Here is a 17,857-nt window from a genome sequence, read left to right as displayed (position 1 = left end):
CTCGTCTCGCGGCGTCTCGCGCCTCAGCTGGTCCGGCCCTTGGCGTCGAACCGGCGCATCCGGTCCAGCACGCCGTCGGCGGTGGGGCCGTGCAGCTCGTCGACGATGCGGCCGTCGGCGAGGAAGACCACCCGGTCCGCGTACGAGGCGGCGACCGGGTCGTGGGTGACCATCACGATGGTCTGGCCGAGGTCGCGCACGGACGAGCGCAGGAAGCCCAGGATCTCCGCGCCGGAGCGGGAGTCGAGGTTGCCGGTGGGCTCGTCGGCGAAGATGATCTCCGGCTTGGAGGCCAGGGCGCGGGCGCAGGCCACACGCTGCTGCTGGCCGCCGGAGAGTTGGCTGGGCCGGTGACCGAGGCGGTCGGCCAGGCCGACGGCCGCGATGACCTGCTGCATCCACGCCTGGTCGGGCTTGCGACCGGCGATGTCCATCGGCAGCGTGATGTTCTCCAGCGCCGTCAGCGTCGGCAACAGGTTGAACGCCTGGAAGACGAAGCCGATCTGATCCCGGCGCAGCTTGGTCAGCTGCTTGTCCTTCAGCCCGCCCAACTCGACCTCGCCGATCCGGGCCGAGCCGGAACTGACCGAGTCGAGGCCGGCCAGGCAGTGCATCAGGGTGGACTTGCCGGAGCCCGAGGGGCCCATGATGGCGGTGAACTCGCCTCGGTAGAACTCCACCGAGACGTGGTCCAGTGCGGTGACGCGGGTGTCGCCCGTGCCGTAGACCTTCGACAGGTCCGTGGCCCGGGCTGCGGCGGTGCGCAGAGCGGTGGTCGTCACGGTGGAATCTCCGAGGTTCGGGACAACAGAGGGAAGGCGGCTTCTCACCGCTTCTTCATCCTCGTGGTCCCGACCGCCCCGGAAGTCGCTCCGAGGACCTGACCGATGCTCCTTCTCCGGGATGACCCCGACTCCGTCTCCTCGGGGATCCCCTCAGGGCCGGACGCCGGCGTGGGTCAGGGTGTGGGTCAGCGTCGAACGCGCTGACCCGCACCGCTCCAGACCCTCGTTCAGGCCTGACGATTTGTCAGAGTCCAGCAAATCAAGTCAACTTCCACCCATGCGGGAGCAAGGTCAGGCTTGCTCCGGATAGGCTCTCCCCGTGGGGTTGCGCCCGGATGGTGGAACGCAGACACGGCGAGCTTAAACCTCGCTGGCCGCCAGGCCGTGCCGGTTCGAATCCGGCTCCGGGCACGTGTGCACACCATGGCCTGACATGGTCAGGCCATGGTGCTGCGCGGCCGGCTGGCGGAGCAGGCTCAGTGCGTCATCCGCGCGGCGGCCCGGCGCAGGTCGAACTCGTGGATGATCGCCTTGGCGTAGCCGTACGAGAGCTCGTACTCGCGGCGGAGCCATTCGATCTTTTCCTCACAGCGGATGAGGGAGGGGCCGTCGGCGACGACGTGGAGCCAGTCGTCCATGGTGCGGCCGGTCACGCCGGGGATGCGGGAGATCAGGTTCTGGTGGGTCTCTGCGGAGTACATGAGGGTCACAAGGCGCCTCCGATGGAGCGGTCCGTTTCACGACTGTGCCGCAGGGTGGGGGCGATGGCAACAGTCTGCGTCGAGGCTTGCGTACCCAGGGGCGCGTGGCTCCATCCCTGATGCGCGGATACGCTCGCTCCATGCTCGATCCGACTCCACTTGTCGCTGCCGCTGAGCGTTTGGCGGACCGTTTCCGCTCGCTCCCCCAGAGTAGGCTCGCGCGCACCGCGCCCGCCGGGCTCGCGCTGGCCCGCGCGATGGCTTCGGCAGCCGGCGCGCCGACGGAGGTGCCGGACGCGGGGGCGTTCGTGGTGGGGGATCAGATCGCGGCGACGGCCCACGATCTGGCGCTCGCGCTGGCCGCGGGCGCGGTGCCGGACGCGGAGCGGGTGCTGGCCGACACGTTGGCTGAGATAGCCGAGGTCGCCGCACTGTAGGCAGTTCGGTGCGTTGCAGCACCTCAGGGGCGCGGGGAACTGCGCGAACAACCATCGATGAGCGGATGGCCCTGTTCGTTCGGGGCCCTACCTGACCGGGTGGCTTGTCGCGCAGTTCCCCGCGCCCCTGGATAGTGCACCTTCCCCTGTGCTGGAGAACTCCTGCTACAGGCTCGCGACGACGCGGTCCGCCAGGACGTAGACCGTCTCCGTGTCCGAGAGGGCGAAGGTCAGGGCGTGCGCGCCGGGGAGGCGCGAGGTGCCGAGGAGGCGGACGTCGGTGCCGTCGGCGACGGCCTCGCGGATGCGACGGCCTGTCGCCTGATCACCAGGCGCGATACAGAGCGTGGTCTCGTCCTCGAAGACGTACACGTCGAGCGTGCCCATCGGACCGGGGCGGACGTCCTTCAGCGTGGTGCCGACCTCGACCAGCTCCAGCAGGCGCAGGTCGGTCCACTCGGGGGTGGGGGTGGGCTGCGGGACGAAGCCGGGCTGCGCGGGGTGGGCGGGGAGCGGGGCGCGGTCGCCCTCGGAGATCATCTCCTCCAGCGCGGAGCGCAGTGCGTCGGCGAACTCCGGGTCCATTTCACCGGTCTCGTCGACGAATCCGCGCGGGGCGGGCAGGAACATGGTGTTCTCCGCCATCAGCGTGTCCACGGACACCGGGTCCATGTCCACGGAATCCTCCGCGGCGCGGGCCTCCTGCTCGGCCCAGAACGTGCGGGCCTCGGCTATTTCCCTTTCCCGGTCCTCGGCGAGCGCGATGCCGACCGCGCGACGGACGGTCGACTCCAGGCGCCGGGACATGGCGCGCGCAGAAAGCAGCGCGGCAGCGGCGAGGGCGGCAACCAGCGCGAGCAGAACGAGAAGGGCGACGATCACGGGAGGCACCCCTTGCGAGGAGTCGTACGAGCGGTCACGACAACAGTGCCCCACCGAGGCCAATCCTGGCAGTGCGTAATGTCCTTTTAATTTGTGACGTCCGACATTGCAGGAATTGCCCGGAACGCAGAAGTCGACGGAATGCAGTCGCTCGGTTGCACTCTGTCGATCGGTTGTGAGCGTTGTATAAAGAAAACGGGTTGGGCCGCGTCGGAACGTGACCCAACCCTTACCCACGTGCTATTGGCCCAAACGGGTCATTATGAGAGAAATCTGAGAAGCCTCGGACGCTGCGCTGCGCCTCAGCTCAGTCGCTCGATGCTGGTGCGCGCTTCCGCTTCGGCTCCGCTGCGCTACGCCTCAGCTCAGTCGCTCGATGACCATCGCCATGCCCTGCCCGCCACCCACGCACATGGTCTCCAGGCCGAACTGCTTGTCGTGCCACTGCAGGGAGTTGATCAGCGTCGTGGTGATGCGGGCGCCGGTCATGCCGAAGGGGTGGCCGACCGCGATCGCGCCGCCGTTGACGTTCAGGCGGTCCAGGTCGATGCCGAGGTCGCGGTAGGAGGGGATCACCTGGGCCGCGAAGGCCTCGTTGATCTCGACCAGGTCGATGTCCGAGATCGACAGACCGGCGCGCTTGAGGGCCTGCTTGGAGGCCTCGACCGGGCCGAGGCCCATGATCTCGGGGGAGAGGCCGGAGACACCGGTGGAGACGATCCGGGCCAGCGGGGTCAGGCCGAGCTGCTTCGCCTTGGTGTCGGACATGATCACCAGCGCCGCCGCACCGTCGTTCAGCGGGCAGCAGTTGCCCGCGGTCACCAGGCCGTCGGGGCGGAAGACCGGCTTGAGGCCCTCGACGCCCTCCAGGGTGACGCCCGCACGCGGGCCGTCGTCCTTGCTGACGACCGTGCCGTCCGGCGTCGTCACCGGGGTGATCTCGCGGGCCCAGAAGCCGTCGGCGATGGCCTTTTCGGCCAGGTTCTGGCTGCGGACGCCGAACTCGTCCATGTCGCGGCGGGTGACGCCCTTGACCTGGGCGAGGTTCTCCGCGGTCTGGCCCATGGCGATGTAGACGTCAGGCAGCTCGCCGTCCTCGCGCGGGTCGCGCCAGATCGGCGCGCCGGCCCCGGCGCGGGTCACGGTCCGCTCCTCGGCGGAGGCGAAGAGCGGGTTCTTGGTGTCCGGCAGGCCGTCCGAGCTGCCCTTGACGTAGCGCGAGACGGTCTCGACACCGGCCGAGATGAAAACGTCGCCCTCGCCCGCCTTGATCGCGTGCAGCGCCATCCGGCTCGTCTGCAGCGAGGAGGAGCAGTAGCGGGTGATGGTGCAGCCGGGCAGGTGGTCCATGCCCAGCTGCACCGCGACCACGCGGCCCAGGTTGTGTCCGGCCTCGCCGCCGGGCAGGCCGCAGCCCAGCATCAGGTCGTCGATGTCACGCGGGTCGAGCTGCGGCACCTTGGCGAGTGCGGCGGCGACGATCTGCGCGGTCAGGTCGTCCGGGCGAATGTCCTTCAGGGAGCCCTTTCCCGCCCGGCCGATCGGCGAACGGGCGGCGCTGACGATTACGGCTTCGGGCATCGTTGCTCCTGAGCTGCTGGGGGAGTGAACGTGTGGGTGGAGCCGCCGGGCAGGCAGACCACCTGAGAAAGCTACTCTCAGGTAGCCGCCGCGTCAGCGCTGCCCACGTGTGAGGTGTCTGACGTAGACACGCCCGGCGCGGGAGCGGTCCCCTCCACGTGGGCCCCGTTGGCGCCGGTCGCGTTCAGCGGACGTCGGGCCCGGCGCAGCAGCTGCGCCCAGTGGCCGGCGGGGGCGACCTCCGTGCCGCCGTGACCTGCGGCGACGGCCGCCGCCTTGGCGAGTGTGTGCAGGCCCTCGGTCCGGGCCTTGACCGGGAGCTCGGGCCAGATCCCCAGCGCCGCGCAGAGCGTGGGCAGCATGGCCATCGCCGCCGTCGCGTAGCCGCGCGCGGAGGGGTGGTAGCGGTCGGAGGCGAACATCTCGTGCCGCCCGCGGAACTCCCGACCCAGCAGGTCACCGAGGGAGACACTGCGCGCGCCCGCCTCGACCACCGTGATCGACTGGGCCGCCGCCAGCTGACGGCTGGCCCGCCGCGCCAGCCAGCGCAGCGGCGGGCGTACCGGCTCGATGGTGCCGAGATCCGGGCAGGTGCCCACCACCACCTCGGTGCCGTTGGCCCGCAGCCGCTTGAGCGCGTCGCCGAGCAACCGGACCGAGGCGGCGGGCTTCACCATCTGGGTCACGTCGTTGGCGCCGATCATGATCAGCGCGACCTCCGGACCGTCCGGGCCGAAGGCTTCGAGGACCGTGTCGACCTGGCGGGCCAGGTCCTGCGAGGTCACCCCGTTGGCGGCGGTGACCATCAGGTCCACCGGCCGCTCGGCGACCGAGGCGATCGCCTGGGCCAGCAGGGCGCCCGGCGTCTCGCGGCCCCGGTCGACGCCGAAGCCGGCCGCCGTGGAGTCGCCGAGCACCGCGAAGCGCAGCGGTTCGGCGTCCTGCGCCGCGAAGGCGGTGCCGTACCGGCCGTCGGCATGCGGCGGCTCACCCTTGAGGGAGTCCAGTGTGTGTTCGGCGATCTTCGCCTCGGCCAGCAGCAGCCCGACGAATCCCACGCCGAGCAGGCCGATACCTCCTCCGCCGTAGGCCGCCGCTGCGGCGATCCGTCGGGCGACTCGTTCACGAGACATGACCACCCCCATGTGGGTCGGTCCGGATCGTTCGGCCGCGGGTGGTGCCGGTCCCGCACGGCCGGGCGACCCGGTATCAGTGCATCACTGCGTCAATACCCGGTAACGTGCACGGACTCGCTCGGGTTTCGGCCCGGACGTACCGGTGTCCGTCCGGTGCCGTTCGTTCAGTGTCGTTCGTCCGGTGCCGTTCGTCCGATGTCCAGGCCCTTGCTCCTCCGCCTGACCGAGTCTCCCCCACTACGCTGGCTCTCGCGGGGTCGACAAACCGACTGGTCCCGCGTATTTCCGTCATGCATCCGCGGAGGACCCCGTGCGGTACCACGACTCGATCATCGACCTGGTCGGGAACACCCCCCTGGTCAAGCTGAACAAGGTGGCCGAAGGCATTTCCGCCACGGTCCTGGCCAAGGTGGAGTACTTCAACCCCGGCGGCTCCGTGAAGGACCGCATCGCCATGAAGATGATCGAGGCCGCCGAGGCCTCGGGCGCGCTCAAGCCGGGCGGCACCATCGTCGAGCCGACCAGCGGCAACACCGGTGTCGGCCTGGCCATCGTGGCCCAGCAGAAGGGCTACAAGTGCATCTTCGTCTGCCCGGACAAGGTGTCCACTGACAAGATCAACGTCCTGCGCGCCTACGGCGCCGAGGTCGTGGTCTGCCCGACCGCGGTCGCGCCGGAGCACCCGGACTCCTACTACAACGTCTCCGACCGCCTGGTCCGGGAGACGCCGGGTGCCTGGAAGCCGGACCAGTACTCCAACCCGAACAACCCGGCCTCGCACTACGAGTCCACCGGCCCCGAGCTGTGGGAGCAGACCGACGGCCGGATCACGCACTTCGTCGCGGGCGTCGGCACCGGCGGCACCATCTCCGGCACCGGCCGGTACCTGAAGGACATCTCCGACGGCAAGGTCACGGTCGTCGGCGCGGACCCGGAGGGCTCCGTCTACTCCGGCGGCACCGGCCGTCCGTACCTGGTCGAGGGCGTCGGCGAGGACTTCTGGCCGACCGCCTACGACCGCACGGTCGCGGACGAGATCGTGGCGGTCTCCGACAAGGACTCCTTCCAGATGACCCGCCGCCTGGCCAAGGAGGAGGGCCTGCTGGTCGGCGGCTCCTGCGGCATGGCCGTCGTGGCCGCGCTGGAGGTGGCCAAGCGCCTCGGTCCGGACGACGTCGTCGTGGTGCTGCTGCCGGACTCCGGGCGCGGCTACCTGAGCAAGATCTTCAACGACGACTGGATGCAGGACTACGGCTTCCTGGAGGAGGGCGGCGACGAGGCCGTCGCCGGCGACGTGCTGGTCCGCAAGGACGCGCTGGAGCACGGCGGCATCCCGCAGTTCGTCCACGTCCACCCGAACGAGACGGTCGGCGAGGCGGTTCAGATCCTGCGCGAGTACGGCGTCTCGCAGATGCCGGTCGTCTCCCAGGGCGCCGGTCACCCGGACGTCATGGCGGGCGAGGTCATCGGCTCCATCGTGGAGCGCGACCTGCTGGAGGGTCTGTTCGCCAAGTCCTTCGGTCTGGACGACCCGCTGGGCGCCCACATGTCCGCGCCTCTGCCGGTGGTCGGCTCCGGAGAGTCCGTCACCAGCCTGATGGCGGTGCTGGGTCATGCGGACGCCGCGGTGGTCCTGGTCGAGGGCAAGCCGCAGGGCATCGTGACCCGCCAGGACCTGTTGACGTTCATGTCGGAGAAGTGAGCTCGGCAAAGTGAGCTCGGAGACCTGAGCCCGCCGACGTGAGCCGGACGCAGGATCGAGAAATAAGTTCAAACGGTACGTAGGCGTCATGTTCCGGCAGCACGTGGTTAACAAGGCTCCGGCATTGTTCTTCTCGACGGCAAGAAAGCCGAGCGTGGTGGCGGCGAAGGTCCGGAGCGGCTCCCGGATCCCGCGGCCACCAGGACGCGTCGGACGGCCCTGACCCGGCCGGCCGCGTCCGCCCGCGGGGAACGCCGTCGTCCCGCCCCTGTCGGTTACGCCGACGGGGTGCGGCGGCCCCGCGGCACCAGCTCCGCATTCCCGGGTGGGGGATGGACGGAGACAGCAGGGCCGGCCCATCGGGCCGGCCCTGCTGGTGCTTTCTGCAGCTGGTGCTGTTCGAACGCCCGACGCCGCGTCAGGTGTTGCGGCGGACCAGGATCAGGCCCGCACCGGCCAGCAGGAAGCCCGCCGCTCCGCCGATGTAGGGGACGGCGTCCGGCGCCCGGGTCGCCCCTTGGACGGCCGCTGCCGTCGTCACGGCCTGTACGTGGGTGGGGTTGTCGCCCTGCGCGGCGGCGGAGGCGAAGGGGATGAGCGCCACCGAGGCGGCGATGCCGATTCCCGCGGCTACCGCGGTGGTGGTGAGGTGACGGCCGCCCACGGGCGCTCCCGTTCCTTGAGGTGCGTCGTACGTCGCTGTGCTCCTGCACTGACCATGCCAGTACCGACGCGAACGATGCTAATCAGCGTCGTCGGGTTTGGATAGGCTCGGGCCATGACTACTGAGAGCAGCGCGGCCGGTCTGCCGGACGAGGGCGGACCGCGGTACATCCGCCTCCAGATCGAGCTGATCGTGGAGATCGTGGATGAGAAGGCGCTGCAGGCAGCGGCGCTTGAGCAGGTCGAGAAGGACGGGTACCTCGAGGACGACGAGCGCGCGGAGGCGGTCGAGGCGATCAACGTCGACCCCAGCGGCGCGATCGCCCACTTCATCGACCCGGTGGCGATGTTGGAGGCCATCCCCGGCGTCGAGCTCGCCGAGGCGGGCTGGGAGACCCAGCCGGTCGACTACGACGAGGAGAACGAGGACTGGGAGCTGCTCGGCGAGGACGACGAGTAAGCCGCGAGTAGGGCTCGATCAGGGCCCGAGCAGGGCCAGGAGGAGGGCCTTGAGTGGGCCCTCCTCCTGGCTGTTGGCGGGCGGGTGGTTGGTGACGCTCCGTCGAATCATCCGTTCGCCTGTTGCCGCTTGCTGCCGGATCCGTTGTGCTTGGCCTGGAAAGTCCGGATTGGGCTTCTTTCAATTGTCCGTTTTAGGGTGATGTGCCGAGAGGCGAAAGAAGCGACGGTCGAGGGCAGGAGTGAGGCGGCATGACGACGGCGGCACAGTGGACCCGGCGTTCGGTGGTGGCCGGGATGGTGGGGACTCCGGTGCTGCTGCTCGCGGCATGCACCGGCGGAGGTTCCGGCTCCGGATCGGGGTCCGGCGGCAGTTCACCCAAGGCCTCCCAGGCCTCGGTGACCATCACCCCGAAGGACGGCACGACCGGTGCGGACATGACCGTCCCGGTCACCGTGAGGGTTGCTCAGGGCACCCTGGAGTCGGTCACACTGACCGGCCCCGACGGCAGGCGGATACCCGGTCAGCTCAACGCCGAACGGACCGCGTGGACGAGCCACGCCCCGCTGTCGTCGCTGACCTCGTACAAGGTCTCCGCCCTTGCCAAGGACAGCTCCGGGACCAGCGGCACGACGGCCGCCGGTTTCACCACCGGCAAGCCGGCCAAGACCTTCGTCGGCACCTACACGCCGGACGACAAGGCCACGGTGGGCGTGGGGATGCCGGTCTCGATCCGCTTCGACAACCCCATATCCGACCGCAAGGCGGTGCAGCGGGCCATCACGGTCACCTCGCAGCCGCCCGTCGAGATCGTCGGCCACTGGTTCGGCGACAACCGTATCGACTTCCGCCCGCAGGAGTTCTGGAAGCCCGGCACCAGGGTCACCGTGAAGATCGCGCTCAAGGACGTCCAGGGCGCACCGGACCGCTTCGGCACCCAGACCCGCACGGCCACCTTCACGATCGGCCGCAGCCAGACCAGCGTCGCCGACCTGTCCAGCCATCAGCTCACGGTCACCCGCGACGGCAAGGTCACCCAGACCTTCCCGATATCCGGCGGCAGTCCCCAGCACACCACCTGGGCGGGCACGATGGTGATATCCGAGAAGCTGCTGCAGACCCGGATGGACTCACGCACCGTCAACCTCGGCGGCGAGTACGACATCCCCGACGTCCCCCACGCCCAGCGGCTGACCAATTCGGGCACGTTCATCCACGGCAACTACTGGTCCTCCGGGATCTTCGGCGTCGTCAACACCAGCCACGGCTGCGTCGGCCTCCACGACGTCCGGGGCGCGGGCGACCCGGAGACGGCCGCGGCGCAGTTCTACAACAGCTCGATGGTGGGCGACGTGGTCGTGGTCCGTAACTCCGGCGACCGCACGGTCGACCCGTCCAACGGCCTCAACGGCTGGAACGTGGACTGGGCCAGCTGGAAGGCCGGCAGCGCGGTCTAGCTGCACGGGCGGGGGAGTCGCAACCGTGCGGGGCGCGGGCCCCGACGGTTGCAACTCCCCTCTCGGCAAAGGGTTGCTCAGTCCGGATTGCTCAGTCCGGGTCGCTGAGCCCGAGGCCGGTGCGCAGATCCGCGTATGCGTTCTCCGCGGCCTGGTCCGTCGCGGTGCGGGCGTTCGAGATCCGCTGCCACGCCGCCGCGCTCGTCGTCGCCGTCGCGTTCGCGCTCGCGTGCCCGGCTTCGGTCGACTCAGCCTCGGCCAGCGCGGCGAGGAGCGACGGAAGGCCGTCCGCGTTCGCGCCGCCAGGGGACTGGGCCGCGAGGCCCTGCAGCGCCGGCGCTTCGCTGCGGTCGACCGCAGCCAGGCGGGACTCCAGGGCTGCGGCGATCTGCCAGTGCGCGCTGGGGAGGTAGTCGAGCTTCATCCGCAGCAGCACCGACTCCGCGGTGAGCGCCAGCACCTGCTTCTGCTGCGCCGTCAGCCTGCTTCCGTCGCGCGCGTCGCCGGTCAGCGCGCTGCCGTCGGCGTTGCTGAGCACGCAGGTGGCCGAGCGGATGCCGGAGTCCCAAGCCGCCTGCGACGGCGGGAAGTAGACGTTGAGCCGGGCCGCGGTGCCGAACCCGCCGGGGTCGGCGACGACCTGGGCCGCGGTCCGGACGCAGCCGAGTGCGGACTGCACCTCGGACGCCGAGGCGCCGGGGAAGCTGCCGCCCAGGCCGTAGACGCCCACGATCTCGCCGTCGTGGGGCTTGCCGCAGGCGTCGACGTCGACCCCGGAGTTGGCGTCGACGCCGTCGCTGTAGCTGAAGCAGGTGCCGGTCGAGAAGGTCTCCACCGGTCCGGACTGCGACCCGACGTAGGCCGCCGTGCCGATGATCCCGATCATGGCCAGCGCGGTCCACGCCGCGCTGAACGACAGTGCGACGACCGCGAGCCGCTTGCCGCGCAGTCCCCGGCGCTGGGTCCGGAAGAGCGCGACGATCCCCAGCACGACAGCCACCGGGACCAGGGCCAGGACCCCGGCGATCAGGGCGATGACGGCGGCGGCGCTGGTCCTGGGGCGTTCGACCGGAACGGTCGGCTGCCCGGCGGCCGGCGGAGCGGGAGTCAGGGTCACCGCGTGAGACTAGCCGATGGCTCGGCGTCGCATCGAACACTCGGCGCACGTCGCCCGGGCGGTGCCCGGCCGAGCGGTGCTCGCCCCGAAGGGGATCAGCTGCTCCAGGCGGCCTCCGGCCTCGCCGCCGAAGTTGCGGCGCAGGGTCTCGCCGTTGGGGGAGCCGCCCAGGGCGGTGGAGATGCGGTCCCAGGACCAGTCCGCAGCGCGGGCCTCGCGGACGGCCAGGGCGATCGCCGTCTGGGCGACGCGACGGGTGTCGACCGCGTTCTGCATGGGTTCTTCGATCGATGTGGCCATACCTCATAGCGGGGCACATTCTGTGGCACGAGTCGAGGGGTCGGCGCCCGCCGGATCCTGGGGTGGCGGCGGAAATACGGTGGCTTGCCGACGGGCCGTGCGGGCACGATGCGCAGATGACCGTCTCCTCGGGACTGCCCGTCACCCCCGTCGCCGTCCCCGCGCCCGTCGCGGCGCTCGCCGGGGACCTGCCGGTCACGCCGGTCTGGGTCAACCTGGCCGGGGGAGTGGCCTTCCAACTGGGCGAGGGGGAGGCGCGGACCTTCGTGAAGTGGGCACCGACCGGCTCCGGCCTGAGCCTCGACGCGGAGGCCGTGCGCCTGCGCTGGGCCGCCCGGTACGTGACCGTGCCGAAGGTGCTCGATGCGGGCGCGAACGCCGACGGCGCGTGGCTCGTCACCGCCGGACTGCCGGGGGAGAGCGCGGTCGCGCCGCGCTGGACGGCCGACCCGGCCACCGCCGTCCGCGCCATCGGAGTCGGGCTGCGCGCGCTGCACGACCGGCTGCCGGTGGACGACTGCCCGTTCTCCTGGTCCGTCGCGGACCGCCTGGCCGACGCGGGCGTCGACCCGGCCGCCCACCCGGAGCTTGCCGACCCGCCGCCGGTCGACGGGCTGGTGGTCTGCCACGGTGACCCGTGTTCGCCCAACACCCTCATCCACCCCGACGGCAGCTTCTCCGCACACGTCGACCTGGACCGGTTGGGTGTCGCCAACCGCTGGGCCGATCTGGCCGTGGCGACCTGGAGCCTGGAGTGGAACTACGGCCCCGGGTGGGACGCGCTGCTGCTCGACGCCTACGGCGTCGACCCCGATCCGGTGCGCACGGCGTTCTACCGCCGGGTCTGGGAGTTGACCTAGGCCGAAGTTTGTGGAGTCGCCCCAGATCAGGCGTCACGCGACCAACCCGGACTACGCTCAGGCCTCATGAGCGAGCACAGCGAGCACCAGCAGCACTACGCCTTCGAGACCCTGGCCATCCATGCCGGTCAGGAGGCGGACCCGCAGACCGGGGCGGTGGTCACCCCCATCTACCAGGTCTCCACCTACAAGCAGGACGGCGTCGGCGGACTTCGCGGCGGCTACGAGTACAGCCGCTCCGCCAACCCCACCCGCACCGCGCTGGAGGAGAACCTCGCCGCGCTGGACGGCGGCCGGAGAGGCCTCGCCTTCGCGTCCGGACTGGCGGCCGAGGACACCCTGCTCCGCACGGTCACCAAGCCCGGCGACCACATCGTCATCCCCAACGACGCCTACGGCGGCACCTTCCGGCTCTTCGCCAAGGTGCTGAGCCGCTGGGGCGTCGAGTGGTCCGTCGCCAACACCCACGACCCGGCCAGCGTGCGCGCCGCGATCCGTCCGAACACCAAGGTGATCTGGACCGAGACGCCCAGCAACCCGCTGCTCGGCATCGCCGACATCGCCGCGCTCGCCCACATCGCGCACGAGACCGGCGCGCTGCTGGTGGTCGACAACACCTTCGCGAGCCCCTACCTGCAGCAGCCGCTGGCGCTCGGCGCGGACGTGGTCGTCTACTCGACCACCAAGTACATGGGCGGCCACTCCGACGTGGTCGGCGGCGCCCTGGTCACCGACGACGCCGCGCTCGGCGAGGAGCTGACCTACCACCAGAACGCGATGGGCGCCGTCGCCGGGCCGTTCGACGCCTGGCTGGTGATGCGCGGCATCAAGACGCTGGGCGTCCGGATGGACCGTCACAGCGCCAACGCCGCCCGCGTCGCGGAGTTCCTGACCGGCCACCCGAAGGTCGCCCAGGTGCTCTACCCGGGTCTGCCGGAGCACCCCGGCCACGAGATCGCCGCCAAGCAGATGCGCGCCTTCGGCGGCATGGTGTCGTTCCGGCACCGGGACGGCGAGGAGGCGGCGGTCGAGGTCTGCAACCGTGCCCAGCTCTTCACCCTCGGCGAGTCGCTGGGCGGCGTCGAGTCGCTGATCGAGCACCCGGGTCGGATGACGCACGCCTCCGCCGCGGGCTCGGCGCTGGAGGTCCCCGCCGACCTGGTCCGTCTCTCCGTCGGCATCGAGTCGGTCGACGACCTGCTGGGCGACCTGCAGCGCGCGTTGGGCTGACGCGCGCCTTCGTACGACATCCGGCGTGCCGCCGGACGTCAGGGCTGGTCAGGGCTGGTCAGGACGTCCGGTGATGCGCCTTGATCGCGAGGTTGAACCGCGTCAGCAGGGTGCAGAAGGCCTGCTGGTCCTCCTCGGACCAGTCGTCCGTCAGCATCCGCATCAGCTCCCGGCGCGAGGCCCGGACCTCCTCCAGCCGGGCGCGGCCCTGCTCGGAGAGCTCCAGCAGCACCGCGCGGCCGTCGTCCGGGTTGGGGACGCGCTCCACCAGGCCGCAGTCGACGAGCGGCGCAACCTGCCGGGTGACCGTCGACGAGTCGATGCCCATCGCCTGCGCCAGCGCCTTGACGCCCACCGGGCCGCTCCAGTTGAGCCGGTTGAGCAGCAGGAACGCCGCCCGGTCCATCGAGTTGCGCTGCTCGCCCAGGCCGCCGATGCGTGCCTGCTCGACCCGGCGGGCGAAGATGGCCACCTGGTACTGCAACTGGTCGTGCAGATCCGCAGGGGTGCCGGGATCGGCGGGCCCCTCCGCGGGGTCGAGGCGGTCGTTCTCGGGCATCGGCGTTGGCATCGGAGAATCGCGATCTCTCGTTCGACTGAGCTTTCCGAGCCTAGCCCCGCCAGGCCCTAGGCTGAACCCTATGAGCGTCTGGCCCATCACCCTTGACGACGTCCGCGGCGCACACAAGATGCTCGCCGGGGTCGCTCGGGTCACTCCGATGGAGAGCAGCCGCCATCTCTCCGAGTTGATCGGGTCGCCCGTTCAGCTGAAGTGCGAGAACCTCCAGCGCACCGGCTCGTTCAAGCTGCGTGGCGCGTACGTCCGGATCGCCGGGCTGTCGCCGGTCGAGCGGGCGGCGGGCGTGGTCGCGGCCAGCGCGGGCAACCACGCGCAGGGCGTGGCGCTGGCGGCGAGCACCCTGGGCGTCCGCTCGACGGTCTTCATGCCGGTCGTCGCACCGCTCCCGAAGGTCGCCGCGACCCGCGACTACGGCGCGGACGTCCGGTTGGTCGGCGAGAACTTCGACGCGACGCTGGCCGCCGCGCTGGAGTACGCGGAGACGACCGGCGCGGTCTTCATCCACCCCTTCGACCACCCGGACATCATCGCCGGGCAGGGCACGGTCGGCCTGGAGATCCTGGAGCAGTGCCCCGAGGTGCGGACCATCCTGGTCGGCACCGGAGGAGGCGGCCTGCTGGCCGGGATCGCTGCGGCGGTCAAGTCCGTGCGGCCGGACGTGCGGGTGATCGGCGTCCAGGCGGAGGGCGCGGCGGCCTACCCGCCGTCGCTGCGCGCCGGACGGCCGGTGACGCTGGACCGGTTCGCGACCATGGCCGACGGCATCCAGGTCGGCCGCCCGGGCGACGTGCCCTTCGAGATCATCAACCAGCTCGCCGACGGGGTGCTGACGGTCAGTGAGGACGCGCTGGCACGGGCGCTGCTGCTCTGCCTGGAGCGGGCCAAACTGGTGGTCGAACCGGCGGGCGCGAGCACGGTCGCGGCACTGCTGGAGCACGGCGACGAGATCGAGGGCCCGGTCGTCGCGGTGCTCTCCGGCGGCAACATCGACCCGCTGCTGATGCAGCGGGTGCTGCGCCACGGCATGGCTGCGGCGGGCCGCTACATGTCGCTGCGGCTGCGGATCAACGACCGCCCCGGCGTCCTGGCCGGGCTGCTGGAGGTGCTCTCCCGCACCGACGCCAACGTGGTCGACGTGGCGCACGTGCGCACCGACCCGAAGCTCGGCCTCGGCGAGGCGGACGTCGACCTGCGGCTGGAGACCAAGGGCCCGGAGCACTGCGCGGCGGTCGTCGCTGAGCTGCGCGCCGAGGGCTATCGGGTGCTGAGCCAGGCGTAGTGCCGCACCTGCGGAAAAGCCCGCCGGATTGTCAGTGCTGTGCCGTAGGTTGTGAGCAGCCTGTCCGGGAGTGATCCACACACCGTCCGAGGTGCCAAAGGATCGCAAACGGGTGAGGCTGGGAGAACCTGTGACGATCCCGGCGGGAGGCGAGGCCGATGACAGGGGCGATCACGGCCGAGGGTCTGGTGAAGACCTTCGGTGACGTCCGAGCGCTCGACGGCGTGGACCTGGACGTGCCGGAGGGCACCGTGCTCGGGCTGCTGGGCCCGAACGGCGCGGGAAAGACCACCACCGTCCGCGTGTTGACGACGTTGCTCAAGCCCGACGCGGGGCGGGCCACGGTCGCCGGCGTCGACGTGCTGAAACATCCGAACGAGGTACGCAGCCTGATGGGCCTCTCCGGCCAGTACGCCGCCGTGGACGAGTACCTGACCGGCCAGGAGAACCTCCAGATGGTCGGCGAGCTCTACCAGATGTCCGCGCGCGACGCGAAGGCCCGCGCCAAGGAGCTGCTGGAGTGGTTCAACCTCACCGACGCGGCCGGGCGCATCGCCAAGACGTACTCCGGCGGCATGCGCCGCCGCCTCGACCTGGCAGCCGCGCTGGTGGTGCGGCCCCCGGTGATGTTCATGGACGAGCCCACCACCGGCCTCGACCCGCGCAACCGGATGGCGCTGTGGGAGGTCATCGAGACGCTGGTCGCCGAGGGCACCACGCTGCTGCTGACGACGCAGTACCTGGAGGAGGCCGACCGTCTCGCCCACGACATCGCCGTGGTCGACCACGGCAAGGTGATCGCGCGTGGCACGGCCGACCAGCTCAAGGCGCAGATCGGCGGTGAGCGCGTCGAGGTCGTGGTGAACGATCCGGCGGTGCTGACGGTGGCGATGGACGCGCTGGCGCCGTTCGCCATCGGCGAGGCGACGCTGGAGCCGCACACCCGGCGGATCACCGTCCCGGTCAGCGGCGGCGCGCGGGTGCTGGCCGACGTGATCCGGGAGCTGGACGCGCGGGACATCGTCATCCACGACATCGGCCTGCGCCGCCCGACGCTGGACGACGTCTTCCTCTCGCTGACCGGTCACGCCACCTTCAGCGAGGACGACGACTCCGGCACGGGCTCCGGGGCGGGCGCAGGCGACGGCTCCGGCGACCGCTCCGCCGACGGCGAGCGCCCGTCCGGGGACGGGGACGAGGGCGCCGACGCGCGCAGGAAGAAGGCCCGGGTATGACCGTGACCACCTCCGCCCTCGCCACGGGCGCGCTGCCGCGTCCCGCCAAGGGCGGCCTCGGGCAGATGGCGCACGACTCCTGGGTCGTGGCCAAGCGCAACCTGCGGCGGATGACCCGGATCCCCGAGATCGTGGTCTTCGGGCTGATGCAGCCGGTCATGTTCGTGCTGCTCTTCACCTACGTGATGGGCGGCGCGATCGCGGTGCCCGGCATGAGCGGGGCGGCCGGGGCCGACGCCTACAAGCAGTACCTGATGGCGGGCATCTTCGCGCAGACGGTCACCTTCGCGGTGGCCGGGGCCTCGGCCGGGCTCGCGGAGGACATGACCAAGGGCCTGGTCGACCGGTTCCGCTCGCTGCCGATGACCCGCTCGTCGGTGCTGGTCGGCCGTACCTGGGCGGACCTGGTGCAGACCGGGTTCACCGTGCTGGTGCTGGCCGTGGTCGCGTTCATCGTCGGCTGGCGGATCAACAACGGCGTCCCCAAGGCCCTGGCCGCGTTCGGGCTGCTCCTGTTGCTCGGCTACGCCTTCTCCTGGATCGGCGCGCTGATCGGGCTCTCGGTGCGCAGCCCCGAGGCGGCCACCTCGGCCGGGCTGATCTGGCTTTTCCCGCTGACCTTCGTCTCCAACGCCTTCGTGCCGGTCGCGGGCATGCCGGGCTGGCTCCAGGCGATCGCCTACTGGAACCCGTTCAGCGCCACCGTGCAGGCCTGCCGTGAGCTCTTCGGCAACCCGACGGGAGCCCCGGCCAAGGTCTGGCCGATGGAGCACGCGGTCTGGGTGTCCATAGGCTGGTCGCTGCTGATCATGGCCGTCTTCTCGTGGCTGGCCGTACGCAGGTACCGCTCCGCCACCGGCTGACTTCGGGTGGTCTGCCGGGGGTCGGCGTGGGGTGCGGAGCGGTACCTGGAACGATGCGGCGAGGCGGACGTCAGCCGGTGTAGGGCTTGGCCTCGATGATGGTGACGTTCGCCTTGCGGCCGTTCGGCAGCTCGTAGGTCACGTCGTCGCCGACCTTGCGGCCGTCGATGGCGCGGCCCAGGGGCGACTGCGGGGAGTAGGTCTCCAGGTCGCCTGAGGCCGCCTCGCGCGAGCCGAGCAGGAAGTTCATGGTGTCGTCCTTGTCGCCGTCGAAGGCGACGGTGACGACCATGCCGGGGCCGACCACGCCGTTGTCCGCAGGGGCCTCGCCGACCTTGGCGCGCTCGAGCAGCTGGGTCAGCTGGCGGATACGCAGCTCCATCTTGCCCTGCTCTTCGCGGGCGGCGTGGTAGCCGGCGTTCTCCTTGAGGTCGCCTTCCTCGCGGGCCTGCTCGATCTTCTGGGCGATCTCGGTGCGTGCGGGACCCGACAGGTGCTCCAGCTCGGCACGGAGCTGGTCGTACGCCTCCTGGGTGAGCCAGGTGACGTTGTCGCTGGTCTGGGTCACTGGTGCTCCTCGTAGGTACTG

The 17,857-nt window shown here is 70.7% G+C and carries 19 protein-coding genes and 1 tRNA gene; 10 read left to right on the top strand and 10 right to left on the bottom strand.

Features of this window, described 5'->3' with window-relative positions; translation table 11 throughout:
• Positions 1 to 23: 23 nt before the first annotated feature.
• The gene (locus ABH928_RS02465; protein WP_370061391.1) at positions 24 to 782 is read right to left on the bottom strand and encodes an ABC transporter ATP-binding protein; all 759 of its coding nucleotides are present in this window, start codon (positions 780 to 782) and stop codon (positions 24 to 26) included.
• A 332-nt stretch (positions 783 to 1,114) separates the two neighbouring features.
• Here ABH928_RS02465 and ABH928_RS02460 point away from each other — a divergent pair.
• Positions 1,115 to 1,196, top strand: a tRNA-Leu gene (locus ABH928_RS02460).
• Between the two features lie 65 nt (positions 1,197 to 1,261).
• Here ABH928_RS02460 and ABH928_RS02455 read toward each other — a convergent pair.
• Positions 1,262 to 1,486 carry a DUF4287 domain-containing protein gene (locus ABH928_RS02455; protein WP_370061873.1) on the bottom strand — a complete coding sequence of 75 codons (225 nt, stop codon included), beginning with the start codon at positions 1,484 to 1,486 and terminating at the stop codon, positions 1,262 to 1,264.
• Between the two features lie 257 nt (positions 1,487 to 1,743).
• Between ABH928_RS02455 and ABH928_RS02450 the strand changes: the two genes are divergently transcribed.
• On the top strand, positions 1,744 to 1,923 hold the full coding sequence (locus ABH928_RS02450; protein WP_370061389.1) for a hypothetical protein: 180 nt from the start codon (positions 1,744 to 1,746) through the stop codon (positions 1,921 to 1,923).
• 165 nt (positions 1,924 to 2,088) lie between these two features.
• Here ABH928_RS02450 and ABH928_RS02445 read toward each other — a convergent pair whose 3' ends face one another.
• The 3 genes from ABH928_RS02445 to ABH928_RS02435 all read right to left on the bottom strand — a co-directional run bounded on the left by ABH928_RS02445 (position 2,089) and on the right by ABH928_RS02435 (position 5,519).
• Entirely contained in the window at positions 2,089 to 2,805 is a 717-nt protein-coding gene (locus tag ABH928_RS02445) for a hypothetical protein (RefSeq protein WP_370061387.1), read from the bottom strand.
• 360 nt (positions 2,806 to 3,165) lie between these two features.
• Positions 3,166 to 4,386 carry an acetyl-CoA C-acetyltransferase gene (locus ABH928_RS02440; RefSeq protein WP_370061385.1) on the bottom strand — a complete coding sequence of 407 codons (1,221 nt, stop codon included), beginning with the start codon at positions 4,384 to 4,386 and terminating at the stop codon, positions 3,166 to 3,168.
• 77 nt (positions 4,387 to 4,463) lie between these two features.
• Positions 4,464 to 5,519, bottom strand: a complete 1,056-nt coding sequence (locus ABH928_RS02435; protein WP_370061383.1) for an SGNH/GDSL hydrolase family protein — start codon at positions 5,517 to 5,519, stop codon at positions 4,464 to 4,466.
• A gap of 313 nt (positions 5,520 to 5,832) precedes the next feature.
• On the opposite strand from ABH928_RS02435, the gene ABH928_RS02430 reads away from it, so the two are divergent.
• Positions 5,833 to 7,224 (top strand): cystathionine beta-synthase, encoded by a 1,392-nt coding sequence (locus ABH928_RS02430; RefSeq protein WP_370061381.1) that lies wholly within the window; start codon positions 5,833 to 5,835, stop codon positions 7,222 to 7,224.
• A gap of 418 nt (positions 7,225 to 7,642) precedes the next feature.
• Here ABH928_RS02430 and ABH928_RS02425 read toward each other — a convergent pair whose 3' ends face one another.
• Complete coding sequence (locus ABH928_RS02425; RefSeq protein WP_370061379.1) at positions 7,643 to 7,888, bottom strand: hypothetical protein; 246 nt, start codon at positions 7,886 to 7,888, stop codon at positions 7,643 to 7,645.
• A gap of 114 nt (positions 7,889 to 8,002) precedes the next feature.
• On the opposite strand from ABH928_RS02425, the gene ABH928_RS02420 reads away from it, so the two are divergent.
• Both ABH928_RS02420 and ABH928_RS02415 read left to right on the top strand, forming a co-directional pair.
• Complete coding sequence (locus ABH928_RS02420) at positions 8,003 to 8,347, top strand: hypothetical protein (protein WP_370061377.1); 345 nt, start codon at positions 8,003 to 8,005, stop codon at positions 8,345 to 8,347.
• Between the two features lie 251 nt (positions 8,348 to 8,598).
• Complete coding sequence (locus tag ABH928_RS02415; protein ID WP_370061376.1) at positions 8,599 to 9,804, top strand: Ig-like domain-containing protein; 1,206 nt, start codon at positions 8,599 to 8,601, stop codon at positions 9,802 to 9,804.
• A gap of 91 nt (positions 9,805 to 9,895) precedes the next feature.
• On the opposite strand, the gene ABH928_RS02410 is transcribed toward ABH928_RS02415, so the two are convergent.
• Positions 9,896 to 10,921 carry a septum formation family protein gene (locus tag ABH928_RS02410; RefSeq protein WP_370061374.1) on the bottom strand — a complete coding sequence of 342 codons (1,026 nt, stop codon included), beginning with the start codon at positions 10,919 to 10,921 and terminating at the stop codon, positions 9,896 to 9,898.
• 9 nt (positions 10,922 to 10,930) lie between these two features.
• Entirely contained in the window at positions 10,931 to 11,221 is a 291-nt protein-coding gene (locus ABH928_RS02405; protein ID WP_370061372.1) for a hypothetical protein, read from the bottom strand.
• 116 nt (positions 11,222 to 11,337) lie between these two features.
• Here ABH928_RS02405 and ABH928_RS02400 point away from each other — a divergent pair, with 116 nt between their 5' ends.
• Together ABH928_RS02400 and ABH928_RS02395 are read left to right on the top strand one after the other, a co-directional pair.
• The gene (locus ABH928_RS02400; protein ID WP_370061370.1) at positions 11,338 to 12,081 is read left to right on the top strand and encodes a phosphotransferase; all 744 of its coding nucleotides are present in this window, start codon (positions 11,338 to 11,340) and stop codon (positions 12,079 to 12,081) included.
• Positions 12,082 to 12,147: 66 nt separating this feature from the next.
• Positions 12,148 to 13,311, top strand: coding sequence for a cystathionine gamma-synthase (locus tag ABH928_RS02395; RefSeq protein ID WP_370061368.1), 1,164 nt, complete (start codon positions 12,148 to 12,150; stop codon positions 13,309 to 13,311).
• Between the two features lie 58 nt (positions 13,312 to 13,369).
• On the opposite strand, the gene ABH928_RS02390 is transcribed toward ABH928_RS02395, so the two are convergent.
• On the bottom strand, positions 13,370 to 13,870 hold the full coding sequence (locus ABH928_RS02390; protein ID WP_370061366.1) for a MarR family winged helix-turn-helix transcriptional regulator: 501 nt from the start codon (positions 13,868 to 13,870) through the stop codon (positions 13,370 to 13,372).
• An 82-nt stretch (positions 13,871 to 13,952) separates the two neighbouring features.
• Here ABH928_RS02390 and ilvA point away from each other — a divergent pair, with 82 nt between their 5' ends.
• The 3 genes from ilvA (at position 13,953) to ABH928_RS02375 (ending at position 17,268) form a co-directional block, all read left to right on the top strand.
• Complete coding sequence (gene ilvA / locus ABH928_RS02385) at positions 13,953 to 15,170, top strand: threonine ammonia-lyase (protein ID WP_370061364.1); 1,218 nt, start codon at positions 13,953 to 13,955, stop codon at positions 15,168 to 15,170.
• 158 nt (positions 15,171 to 15,328) lie between these two features.
• Positions 15,329 to 16,405, top strand: a complete 1,077-nt coding sequence (locus ABH928_RS02380) for an ATP-binding cassette domain-containing protein (RefSeq protein ID WP_370061362.1) — start codon at positions 15,329 to 15,331, stop codon at positions 16,403 to 16,405.
• Positions 16,402 to 17,268 (top strand): ABC transporter permease, encoded by an 867-nt coding sequence (locus ABH928_RS02375; protein ID WP_370061359.1) that lies wholly within the window; start codon positions 16,402 to 16,404, stop codon positions 17,266 to 17,268. Before ABH928_RS02380 ends, ABH928_RS02375 begins: the two co-directional genes overlap by 4 nt.
• A gap of 70 nt (positions 17,269 to 17,338) precedes the next feature.
• Here ABH928_RS02375 and greA read toward each other — a convergent pair whose 3' ends face one another.
• Positions 17,339 to 17,836: a transcription elongation factor GreA gene (gene greA, locus ABH928_RS02370; RefSeq protein WP_370061357.1), complete on the bottom strand. Its 498-nt coding sequence runs from the start codon at positions 17,834 to 17,836 to the stop codon at positions 17,339 to 17,341.
• Positions 17,837 to 17,857: the final 21 nt, after the last annotated feature.

This window comes from Streptacidiphilus sp. MAP5-3, assembly GCF_041262505.1.
Lineage (GTDB): Bacteria > Actinomycetota > Actinomycetes > Streptomycetales > Streptomycetaceae > Streptacidiphilus.
This window is presented reverse-complemented; position numbering and strand designations above follow the sequence as displayed.

Excerpts from the sequence above, each read along its gene's own strand:
- ABH928_RS02455 (WP_370061873.1), bottom strand. The coding sequence starts at position 1,486 with ATGTACTCCGCAGAGACCCACCAGAACCTGATCTCCCGCATCCCCGGC.
- ABH928_RS02450 (WP_370061389.1), top strand. The coding sequence starts at position 1,744 with ATGGCTTCGGCAGCCGGCGCGCCGACGGAGGTGCCGGACGCGGGGGCG.
- ABH928_RS02440 (WP_370061385.1), bottom strand. The coding sequence starts at position 4,386 with ATGCCCGAAGCCGTAATCGTCAGCGCCGCCCGTTCGCCGATCGGCCGG.
- ABH928_RS02435 (WP_370061383.1), bottom strand. The coding sequence starts at position 5,519 with ATGTCTCGTGAACGAGTCGCCCGACGGATCGCCGCAGCGGCGGCCTAC.
- ABH928_RS02420 (WP_370061377.1), top strand. The coding sequence starts at position 8,003 with ATGACTACTGAGAGCAGCGCGGCCGGTCTGCCGGACGAGGGCGGACCG.
- ABH928_RS02415 (WP_370061376.1), top strand. The coding sequence starts at position 8,599 with ATGACGACGGCGGCACAGTGGACCCGGCGTTCGGTGGTGGCCGGGATG.
- ABH928_RS02405 (WP_370061372.1), bottom strand. The coding sequence starts at position 11,221 with ATGGCCACATCGATCGAAGAACCCATGCAGAACGCGGTCGACACCCGT.
- ABH928_RS02400 (WP_370061370.1), top strand. The coding sequence starts at position 11,338 with ATGACCGTCTCCTCGGGACTGCCCGTCACCCCCGTCGCCGTCCCCGCG.
- ABH928_RS02395 (WP_370061368.1), top strand. The coding sequence starts at position 12,148 with ATGAGCGAGCACAGCGAGCACCAGCAGCACTACGCCTTCGAGACCCTG.
- ABH928_RS02390 (WP_370061366.1), bottom strand. The coding sequence starts at position 13,870 with ATGCCCGAGAACGACCGCCTCGACCCCGCGGAGGGGCCCGCCGATCCC.
- ilvA (WP_370061364.1), top strand. The coding sequence starts at position 13,953 with ATGAGCGTCTGGCCCATCACCCTTGACGACGTCCGCGGCGCACACAAG.
- ABH928_RS02380 (WP_370061362.1), top strand. The coding sequence starts at position 15,329 with ATGACAGGGGCGATCACGGCCGAGGGTCTGGTGAAGACCTTCGGTGAC.
- ABH928_RS02375 (WP_370061359.1), top strand. The coding sequence starts at position 16,402 with ATGACCGTGACCACCTCCGCCCTCGCCACGGGCGCGCTGCCGCGTCCC.